Raw genomic sequence first — 10,095 nt, forward strand, 5'->3', positions numbered from 1 at the left:
GGCGTCGCCGGTCAGTGCGCGCACCGTCGCCGCGCACAGCGCCTCGCCACGCGCGGCGCGACGTGCCGCCTCGCGCTCGGACATCGTCATGACGCATCGGCCAGCAGCGACCGGCTGCCGTCGTTCGTGGGCAACTCGCAACCGAAGGCGCGCTGATAATACTCGGCCACCACGGCGCGCTCGGCCTCGTCGCACTTGTTCAGGAACGTGAGCTGAAAGGCCAGCCCGGCATCGCGGAAGATTCCAACGTTCTCCGCCCAGTTGATCACCGTGCGCGGCGACATGAGCGTGGACAGATCGCCCGTCGCGAAGCCCTTGCGCGTGAGTTCCGCCACGCTCACCATCGAGTCGATGAGCGTGCGCCCGTCGCCGTTGTCCAGTTCCGGCACGCGCGCCAACACGATGCCCGCTTCGTCCTCGCGCGACAGATAGTTGAGCGTCGCCACGACATTCCAACGGTCGATCTGGGCGTGATTGAGCACCTGTGTGCCGTGGTAAAGGCCGTTGAGGTTGCCGAGGCCGACGGTGTTCGTCGTGGCAAACATGCGGAAGCCTGGGTGCGGATGGATCACGCGATTCTGGTCGAGCAACGTGAACTTGCCGTCGCGCTCCAGAATGCGCTGAATCACGAACATCACGTCGGGACGCCCGGCGTCGTATTCGTCGAAGATCAACGCGACCGGGCGTTGCAGCGCCCACGGCACGATGCCTTCCTGAAACTCCGTGACCTGATGGCCGTCGCGCACGACGATGGCGTCCTTGCCCACCAGGTCGAGACGGCTGATGTGCCCGTCGAGATTCACTCGCACGCACGGCCAGTTCAGCCGCGCCGCCACCTGCTCGATGTGCGTGGATTTACCGGTGCCATGCATGCCCTGCACCATCACGCGCCGGTTGCGCATGAAGCCGGCCAGAATCGCCAGCGTGACGTCGGGGTTGAAGCGGTAAGCCGTGTCGATCTCGGGAACATGGTCATCGCGCTCGCCGAACGCCGGCACCTGCAGATCCGTATCGATGCCGAATACGCTGCGGGCATCGATCAGACGATCCGGTTGTTGGGTTGCGGTCTCCATTACGTCCCTCTCCTGTTCCAAAGCCAATTCGGTGCATCATAACGTTAACCATTTTTAGAAACAATTCGTTCCGAAAAATAAAAATACTGATTGACGACGCCTGATGGCTCATCTACATTTGAACCAACCGAAACGCATCGGAACCCAGCCCATGCCGTTCAATCCGTTCGATGGCCCGTTTGGGTACAATACCGCTGATCCATTTTCCGGAACGGCGCATATGAACGACGCAGCACTTCAGCTCGACTCTCCTGCAGACAACAAGGCGGATACCCCGACCCTGCGGGCGTTTGCGTTGCTCGAATATCTCGTCGCGGCCGACGCACCGGTCTCGCTCGCTGACATGGCGCACGACATCCAGATGCCGAAAGCTTCGCTGCACCGCATGCTCGGCTCACTCGAAGCGGGTGGCCTGGTGATTCGCGAGCCGGGGCAGAAGAACGCCTACGTGATTGGCCCGCGCCTCGCGCAACTGAGCCTGGGCGTGATGATGCAGGCGGGTGCTCGACGCATGCGCCATGCGATTCTTGGCCGTCTCGTGGCCGATCTGGGCGAGACGTGCAACCTCACGATGCTGCACGAGACCGAGGTGCTCTATCTCGACCGCATGGAAGCGCCGTGGCCGCTGCGTCTCGATCTCAAACCGGGGTCGCACGTACCCGCGCACAGCAGTGCGAGCGGCAAGCTGATGCTGGCCATGCTGCCGCGCGAGCAACGCGCCGCCCTCCTGCGCGCCATGAAGCTCCAACGCTTCACGCCGAACACGCTCACCGACCCCGAACTGCTGGAAAGCGAACTCGACCGCATTGCGCACAAGGGCATTGCCGTCGACAACGAAGAGTTCGTGCTGGGCATCGCCTGTGTGGCCGCGCCCGTGCTCAAGGACGACGGCACGTGCATTGCCGCCGTGGCCGTGCATGCCCCGGTCTCGCGCACGTCGCTGTCCAAGGCCATGGAGTTCGTGCCGCGCCTGCAGGAGGCCGCGAAGGAACTCGCCAAGACGTTCTGACACGTCAGACCGCTCTGCGCTGCTCCCGGGCGTCGGCCAGCTTCGCCAACGCTTCCGCCTTGCCGGCCCGCTGCCAGTCGAGCAGTGGTGCGAGCGCCGTCGCGGTCTCGCGCAGCGTGGGCACCAGCGCCAGCAGTTGTTCCAGCGTCACTCTCGCCGTCGGCCCATGCACGGCGAGCACCGCGCGTACGTGGCCGTCATCGAGCGCGCGCACCGGCACGCCCACCGCCACCATGCCGCGCACGAATTCCTCGTTATCGATGCCGATGCCGCGCGCGGCCAGCCGGTCCAGCTCGGCCTCCAACAGGCTCACGTCGGTGATGGTGCGCGGCGTCATGCGTTTGAGCGACAGGCGCGAGAGTACGGCGCGCCGTTCCGCCGCCGGCATCTGAGACAGGAACAGCTTGCCGCTCGCCGTGCAATGCAGTGGCACACGCATGCCCGGATGCATCTGCATGCGCAACGGCTCGTTCGTCTCCACCCGTTCGATGTAAAGAATCTCGTCGCCGTCGAGCGCTGTCAGGTTGACGGTCTCGCCGACCCGATCGACCAACGTGCGCAGCAACGAGCGTGCCGCACGTGTGAAGTTGTTGTTCGCCAGCGTGACCAGCGCCAGTCGCGCCGCGCGCGGCCCCAACGACAGACCTCGCTCCGATCCGCGCGAATCGGGCACGTGCGAGACATAGCCGCAGACCTCCAGCGCCTCGATCAGGCGCATGAGGGTGGCCTTCGGAATCGACAGACGCGTGGCGAGCTGCGACAACGTGTAGGGCTGTCCGGCCATCGCCAATCGTTCAATGACGGCCAGCGCACGCAGATTCCGCGCCTCGTCGCTCGCGCGCAACTCCCCCTCCTCCAGCGTGACCGTCTCGCGCATTGCGCCTCCTTGCTCGCCACCAACACAATAAAAGAAACAAAATATACCAATTATTTGACGATCATCCGCTTCGGGATAACCCCGGGGCTGTCTGACAAACCTCGCGGTACCCCAGTCGATCGACGCATCGAGTCCGCGCGCCAACCCCTAGTAAAACCCCGCAGATGCGCTGCAGCAATCGTCTCGTTCTGAGACGCCAAGCGCGAAATCCGTTTCAGTTCTCCGCCGCACGCGGTTTTTTGCTTGGCATTTACGTACGGCTCGCCGACATTGGATCGAAACAATCCGAAACAAATCGTTTCACCCAATTCGAAGCAGATGCGAGGCAGGAGACAAGTGGTATGGAACATGAGGTCGACTATCTGATCGTCGGTGCGGGCTCCGCCGGGTGCGTGCTCGCCAATCGCCTGAGCGCGGACCCGGCAAACCGGGTGCTGCTGCTCGAGGCCGGCGGCCCCGATAGCAATCCGTGGATTCACATCCCGGTTGGATATTTCAAGACGATGCACGACCCCGAACTCGACTGGTGCTATCGCACCGAGGCCGACGCCAACGTGGCCAATCGTCAGATCGACTGGCCGCGCGGCAAGGTGCTGGGGGGCTCCAGTTCGCTCAACGGGCTGCTCTATGTGCGCGGACAGCGCGAAGACTACGATCACTGGGCGGCACTGGGCAATCGCGGCTGGCGCTATGCCGACGTGCTGCCGTACTTCCGCAAATCCGAAGATCAGGAGCACGGTGCCAACGAGTATCACGGCGTGGGCGGCCCGCTGAAGGTGTCTGATCTGCGCCTGCGCCGCCCGATCGCGGAACACTTCATCGCCGCCGCGAACGACACCGGCATCCCATTCAACGCGGACTACAACGGCGCGACGCAGGAAGGTGTCGGTTACTTCCAGCAGACGGCGTTCCGGGGCTTTCGCTGGAGTACGGCGAAGGGCTTTCTGAAGCCGGCGCGCGAGCGTCGCAACCTGGTGGTGGAGACGCGTGCGCAGACCTGCCGCGTGCTGTTCGAAGGCAAGCGTGCGGTAGGTGTCGAGTATCTGCAGAACGGCGAGCGCAAGAAGGCACGCGCGCGCGTCGAGGTCATTCTCGCGGCCGGGGCGATCGGGTCGCCGCAGTTGCTGCAAAACTCGGGGATCGGTCCGACAACGGTGCTGGCGAAGGCCGGTGTCGCGCTACGGCATGCGTTGCCGGGTGTCGGGCGGAACCTGCAAGATCACCTGCAAGTGCGCCTGGTTTTCAAGACCCGCGAGCGCACCCTCAACGACGAGGTCAACAACCCGCTGCGCAAGGCGCTCATCGGTCTGCAATACGCGTTGTTCCGCACGGGGCCGCTCACGCTCGCCGCCAGTCAGGTGACGATCTTCACGCGCTCGCGCCCGGAGCTCACGCGTCCCGACATCCAGTTCCACATGCAGCCGCTCTCGGCCGACAAGCCGGGCAAGGGTGCGCACCGGTTCTCGGCGTTCACTTCGTCGGTGTGCCAATTGCGCCCGTTCAGCCGGGGCAGTGTCGAGATCCGGTCAAACGATCCGCTGCAATACCCGGCGATCCACGCCAACTATTTGTCGGATGAGCGCGACCATCGCGTCGTGATCGACGGCATCAAGGTGGCGCGCCGCATTGCCGCCGCCCCGTCGCTCGCACCGCACATCATCAGCGAGTTCATTCCGGGCGCGCAGTATCAGAGCGACGACGAGTTGCTTCAGGCCGCGCGCCAGTTCAGCCAATCGATCTATCACCCGGCGGGCACTTGCCGGATGGGTCACGACCCGATGTCGGTCGTCGACGACCGTCTGCGCGTTCACGGCCTTGCGGCGCTGCGCGTCGTGGACGCGTCGATCATGCCCGAGCTGGTGTCGGGCAACACGAATGCACCGACCATCATGATCGCCGAGAAAGCGGCCGACATGATTTTCGAAGACAGGAAGCAGGCGTCGGGCATGCAGGAGATTCGCGGCAGCGAGGCGCCGCCAGCAGAAGCGGCACGCGTTGCCGTCGTCATTTAGCCAGTCACGTCAGCCCCAACCATTACAAAATTCGGAGACAACCATGAATGCATCGAAGCAGACCGACGCCCGGCAGATGCGCCGTGTCGTCGTCGCCAGCCTTATCGGCGCCACCATCGAGTGGTACGACTTTTTCCTGTACGGCGTCGTCGCCGGCATCGTGTTCAACAAGTTGTACTTTCCCGGCAGCGACCCGCTCGTCTCGACGATGCTCGCCTATGGCACGTTCGCCGTGGGCTTTCTCAGCCGGCCACTGGGCGGCGTGATCTTCGGGCATTTCGGTGACAAGCTCGGCCGCAAGAGCATGCTCGTGATGACACTCACCATCATGGGCATTGCCACGATGCTCATCGGACTGGTGCCGACGTACGCACAAATCGGCCTGTGGGCGCCGGTGCTGCTGCTCGTGCTGCGGGTGCTGCAAGGCATCGGGCTCGGTGGCGAGTGGGGCGGCGCGGTGCTCATGGCATTCGAATATGCGCCCAAGGAGAAGCGCGGCTTCTACGCCAGCCTTCCGCAGGTGGGCCTCGCGCTCGGCCTGTGCCTGGCCTCTGGCGTGGTTGCCCTGCTGTCGTACACCCTCACCACGGCCCAGTTCCTGGCATGGGGCTGGCGCGTAGCGTTCTTCCTCTCGGTGGGGTTGGTGGCCATCGGCATGTACATTCGCCTGAACGTGATGGAGACGCCCGAGTTCACGAAGATCAAGAAGGCAGGCACCGAGATCAAGATGCCGATTGCCGAAGTCCTCATGCGCAGCCCGGGCAATGTACTGGCCGGCATGGGCGCGCGCTTCATCGACGGCGTGTTTTTCAACGTCTTCGGTGTGTTCTCGATCTCCTACCTGACGCAGACGCTCAAGCTGTCGCAGACCGAAGCGCTCACCGGCGTGATGGCCGCCGCGTTCGTGATGATCTTCACCATTCCGTTCTTCGGCAAGCTGTCGGATCGCATCGGTCGCACGCGTATCTACTTCTGGGGCTCGCTCGCAACCGGCCTGTCGTCGTTCGCCGGGTTCTGGCTGATGAAGGCGAGCGGCGGCAATGTGATGCTCGTCTGGCTGTCCATCGTGATTCCGCTGGGCGTGATCTACGCCTCGATTTACGGACCGGAAGCCGCCCTCTTCTCGGAACTGTTCGACGCCAAGGTCCGCTACACCGGTATCTCTTTCGTCTACCAGTTCTCGGGCATCTTCGCGAGCGGCCTGAGCCCGATCATCGCGACCTACCTGTTGCAGAAGAATGGCGGGGAGCCGTGGATGATCTGCATCTACGTACTCAGCGCCGGCCTCATCAGCGCGCTGTCCGCGGCGTGGATCGGCAGCCGCCAGCGCCGCCAGAATGTATGGCACGGGGCCGGCGTGACCGAGCATTGAAGGGCCAAGCGCCGCCGCGCCGGGACGGACATCCGGCGGCGGCGCGATGCCGGGCGCCCTAACGCCCAGGCCCCAATTTGGTGCGAAGGCGACGCACGCTGGTGCGATGCGTCGTCTCCCGGGCGAAAAATCGCGGAAAATCAGGGACAATAGCGCCGGCGCCGCCGGGCGCCTTTGAGCACGGTTCTTGCTCATCTATCCTGTACTTAACCCTGCTGCCCCGCGCCCGTCCCTACCATGACCATGATCGATCTCGACGCCCCCGGCTTGCTGCCGCCCCGTTTGACGGCGGCCGAAGACGGCCGGCGCATCGTCATCTACGGCGACTTCACGATTTGCAGCGTCTTCCAGCCGGTTTTTTCGGTCTCGCACCGGCGCGCCATCGGCTACCACGCGTCCCTGCGCGCGCACGACGCGCAAGGTCGCCACATCCCGTCGCACGAAGTCTTTACACTGGCCGCGCGGCACGGCGACATGCTCGAACTGGGCCGACTGGCCGAATCGCTGCATCTGGGCAACTTCCATGAATTCGACGGCCGCGATGCGTGGCTCTTCCTGAGCCTGCACCCCGCCGCCCTGATGGACACTGTCTACGGCGACGCACTCATCGCCACGCTCAAGGCCATCGGCCTGTCGCCGCAACGCGTGGTGCTCGAAGTGCCCGAGCAGGCGGGCGGCGACACCCCGCGTTTCGGCGCCATCGTCGGCAGCCTGCGCAAGGCGGGCTTCCTGATCGCGCTGGGCGGCTTCGGGGCCAAGCATTCGAACATCGACCGGGTGTGGGATCTGCGCCCGGACATCGTGGTGCTCGATCGCGGCATTCTGGCGCAGGCGACCGAGCAATCGCATCTGGCACGCGTACTGCCCGGGCTCGTGTCGCTGTTGCACGAATCGGGACAACTGGTGATGATGGGCGGCCTCGCGACGGATCGCGAAGCGCTCATCGCGCTGGAGTGCAACGTCGACTTCGTGCAGGGGCTGTACTTCGCGGGGCCGGATGTGGACCCCGTTCAGCCGAAGGTCGCGGCCGAGCGCATGGACGCGCTGTCGTCGGCGCTGCGCACGCAACTCGTCGAGCGGGAGCGGGCCGAGCATGCGCGGCTTGCGCCGTATGTGGCGGGCATCGAGGCGGCCGCCGCCCACTTGGCTCAGGGGCAGGACCTCAGACACGCGACACACGACCTGCTCGCGCTGCCCGATGCCGCGCGCTGCTTCCTGCTCGATGCCGCCGGACGCCAGATCGGCGACAACGTGCTGCCGCACAACCATTCGTCACAGCGCGCCAAGCGTTTCCGTCCGCTGCTGCATTCGGAGGGGGCGAACTGGGCACGGCGACCTTATTTCATCGATGCCATGCGCGCGCCCGGCGAAGTACACTTCACCTCGCCCTATCTCTCGATCAACGAGGCTCACCTGTGCGTGACCGCCTCCATCGCCACGCCCGCCAAGCAAGGCCTGCATGTGCTCTGCGTCGATATCAACTGGTGACGGCAACCGTTTGAACCTCGCTTGAAATGCCAACGCCCCCGGACATCTTCCGATGCACGGGGGCGTTGTTCATGGCGCGTCGCCGTGATCAGGCGGCGCGTTGCACGCGATAGCGTTCAAGCCAGTGCGCATACGGGGCGGGCAACACCCACGACGGACGCGCCACATCCAGTTCGCGCGCTGCGTAATACGGCCAGTGCGGGTTGGCGAGCAGTGCGCGCCCAATCATCACGAGATCCATCTGGCCGTCGGCCACCACGCGCTGCGCCGCATGCGGGTCGTCGATACTCCACGACGACGCCACGGCAATCCCCGCTTCTTTCTTGACGCGCTCGGCGATCGGCGCGAGGAACGCCGAGCCCCAGGGAATATTCGCGGTGGGTGTCGAGAAACCGACGCTGACGTTGAGCAGATCGAGACCGCCTTCACGCATCTGCCGCGTGAGGTCAATCGATTCCGCCAGCGTTTCTTCATCGCGGCCGTCGTATTCGAGCACGCCGAAACGCGCAGTGAGCGGCAGATGCTCGGGCCACACCTCGCGCACGGCGGCGAGCGTCTCAAGCAAGAAACGGCTGCGTCCCGCGACGTCACCGCCGTAGGCATCGTCGCGATGGTTCGCATGCACCGAGAAGAAGCTCTGCGCGAGATAGCCGTGAGCAAAGTGCAACTCGAGCCATTCGAAGCCCGCCGCCAACGCACGGCGTGCGGCCGCCACGAAGTCGGCTTTCACGCGTTCGATGTCGTCCAGCGTCATCGCCGTGGGCACTTTGCCAAGATGCGCGCCGAAAGCGACCGCCGACGGCGAGATCGTCGGCCAGCCGCGCGGATCGTCTTCACCGATGTGGTCGTCGCCCTCCCAGGGGCGGTTGGCGCTGGCCTTGCGTCCGGCGTGCGCGATCTGAATGCCGGGCACCGCGCCGTGCGCCTTGATGGCCGAGGCAATGCGCGCCATGCCTTGCGCCTGAGCGTCGTTCCACAGTCCGGTGCATCCCGGGGAGATACGGCCTTCGGGCGAGACGGCGGTCGCCTCGACGATCACCAACCCGGCACCGCCACGCGCCAGTCCGGCGTAATGGGCGAGGTGCCAGTCGTTGATGAGACCGTCGACGGCGCTGTACTGGCACATCGGCGGAATGGCCACACGGTTGCGCAACTTGACGCTTTTCAATTCAAACGGGGAAAACAGGGCGGACATGGGTTTCTCTTGGAGTCAGGGGAGCGGCGCTGACGGACGACATCGGTCGCTGAAGACCATGACGGACGTCGGTGTTTCGCAGCGCCTCGACCGTGGCAGGTCGACCAACGCCATGTTAGCCTCACAACGCTATAATGAAAACTATCCACACATTATCGAATTGATAACAGTTCATTATGGTCAATCCTCAGTGGCTCAAATCGTTCGCCACGCTCGCCGAGCTCGGTAACTTCACGCGCACCGCCGACCGGTTGGGCCTGACGCAGGCGGCCGTGAGCCAGCACGTGAAGCATCTCGAAGCGGAGTTCGGGCCGTTGTTGGTGCGGCGTCCGCGCGCCATCGAACTCACGCCCGCCGGTCAGGCGCTGCTGACCTATTGTCGCGAAGTCGAGTGTGCGGCGCGGCATCTTCGCTCACGGCTGGACGATGCGGACGACGATTGCGGTGAAATCACACTCATCACGCCGGGCAGCATCGGGCTGTACCTGTGTCCGATCCTGCTCGACATGCAGAAGGCCAACCCGACGATGGTCGTGCAGCATCGCTTCGCGCCTGACCGGGAGGTGCTCGAAGGCGTGTTGCAGAATCGTTTCGAGCTGGGCCTGGTGACGTTGCGGCCTGACGATCCACGGCTTGCCGCCACGCCGTTCACGCAAGAGCCGCTCGAACTCGTGGTTCCGGCGGGGGAAGACGTGCACAAATGGGAGGACCTGAAGCGCATCGGGTACATCGATCACCCGGATGGCGAGGCGATGTCGACGCGCTTGTTGAGCCGTCGTTTTCCGGGCAATCCCGGCGTACAGAGCCTGCCGTGCAAGGGATGCACGAACCAGATCGGCCTGATTCTCGAATATGTTGCGCGGGGGCTGGGGTTCACCATCATTCCGCAATACGCGCGGCAGGCGTTCGCGTCGCAGGCGGCCATTCGCGTGGTGGACTGCGGCCCGCCGGTGGTCGACACGCTATGGCTGATCCATCGCGCCGAGTGGCCTCTGTCGGCGCGCGCGCAGCGGGCGGTGGCGCTGCTGCGCGAACGTGTCGACGCTCCGCGCCCGCGCGCCTTCGGTGG

General features: G+C 64.6%; 8 protein-coding genes. 5 read left to right on the plus strand and 3 right to left on the minus strand.

Annotated features, from left to right (window positions below; genetic code table 11):
* Positions 1–86 precede the first annotated feature (86 nt).
* On the minus strand, positions 87–1,073 hold the full coding sequence (locus tag A985_RS0100575; protein ID WP_017231492.1) for an AAA family ATPase: 987 nt from the start codon (positions 1,071–1,073) through the stop codon (positions 87–89).
* A gap of 220 nt (positions 1,074–1,293) precedes the next feature.
* On the opposite strand from A985_RS0100575, the gene A985_RS0100580 reads away from it, so the two are divergent.
* Positions 1,294–2,082 carry an IclR family transcriptional regulator gene (locus tag A985_RS0100580; protein WP_130024881.1) on the plus strand — a complete coding sequence of 263 codons (789 nt, stop codon included), beginning with the start codon at positions 1,294–1,296 and terminating at the stop codon, positions 2,080–2,082.
* Between the two features lie 4 nt (positions 2,083–2,086).
* Here A985_RS0100580 and A985_RS0100585 read toward each other — a convergent pair whose 3' ends face one another.
* Entirely contained in the window at positions 2,087–2,959 is an 873-nt protein-coding gene (locus A985_RS0100585) for an IclR family transcriptional regulator (RefSeq protein WP_017231494.1), read from the minus strand.
* Between the two features lie 341 nt (positions 2,960–3,300).
* On the opposite strand from A985_RS0100585, the gene A985_RS23670 reads away from it, so the two are divergent.
* From A985_RS23670 to A985_RS0100600, 3 genes are all read left to right on the plus strand, one after another.
* Positions 3,301–4,971, plus strand: coding sequence for a GMC family oxidoreductase (locus tag A985_RS23670; RefSeq protein WP_017231495.1), 1,671 nt, complete (start codon positions 3,301–3,303; stop codon positions 4,969–4,971).
* 43 nt (positions 4,972–5,014) lie between these two features.
* Complete coding sequence (locus A985_RS0100595; RefSeq protein WP_017231496.1) at positions 5,015–6,343, plus strand: MFS transporter; 1,329 nt, start codon at positions 5,015–5,017, stop codon at positions 6,341–6,343.
* 237 nt (positions 6,344–6,580) lie between these two features.
* Positions 6,581–7,831: an EAL domain-containing protein gene (locus A985_RS0100600; RefSeq protein ID WP_017231497.1), complete on the plus strand. Its 1,251-nt coding sequence runs from the start codon at positions 6,581–6,583 to the stop codon at positions 7,829–7,831.
* Positions 7,832–7,919: 88 nt separating this feature from the next.
* Here the strand turns inward: A985_RS0100600 and A985_RS0100605 are convergent, their stop codons facing one another.
* Positions 7,920–9,026, minus strand: a complete 1,107-nt coding sequence (locus A985_RS0100605) for an NADH:flavin oxidoreductase/NADH oxidase (protein WP_017231498.1) — start codon at positions 9,024–9,026, stop codon at positions 7,920–7,922.
* 176 nt (positions 9,027–9,202) lie between these two features.
* On the opposite strand from A985_RS0100605, the gene A985_RS0100610 reads away from it, so the two are divergent.
* On the plus strand, positions 9,203–10,095 hold an 893-nt coding region (locus A985_RS0100610; protein WP_017231499.1), incomplete at its 3' end, for a LysR family transcriptional regulator.

Origin of the sequence: Pandoraea sp. B-6 (assembly GCF_000282835.1) — a bacterium.
GTDB lineage: Bacteria > Pseudomonadota > Gammaproteobacteria > Burkholderiales > Burkholderiaceae > Pandoraea > Pandoraea cepalis.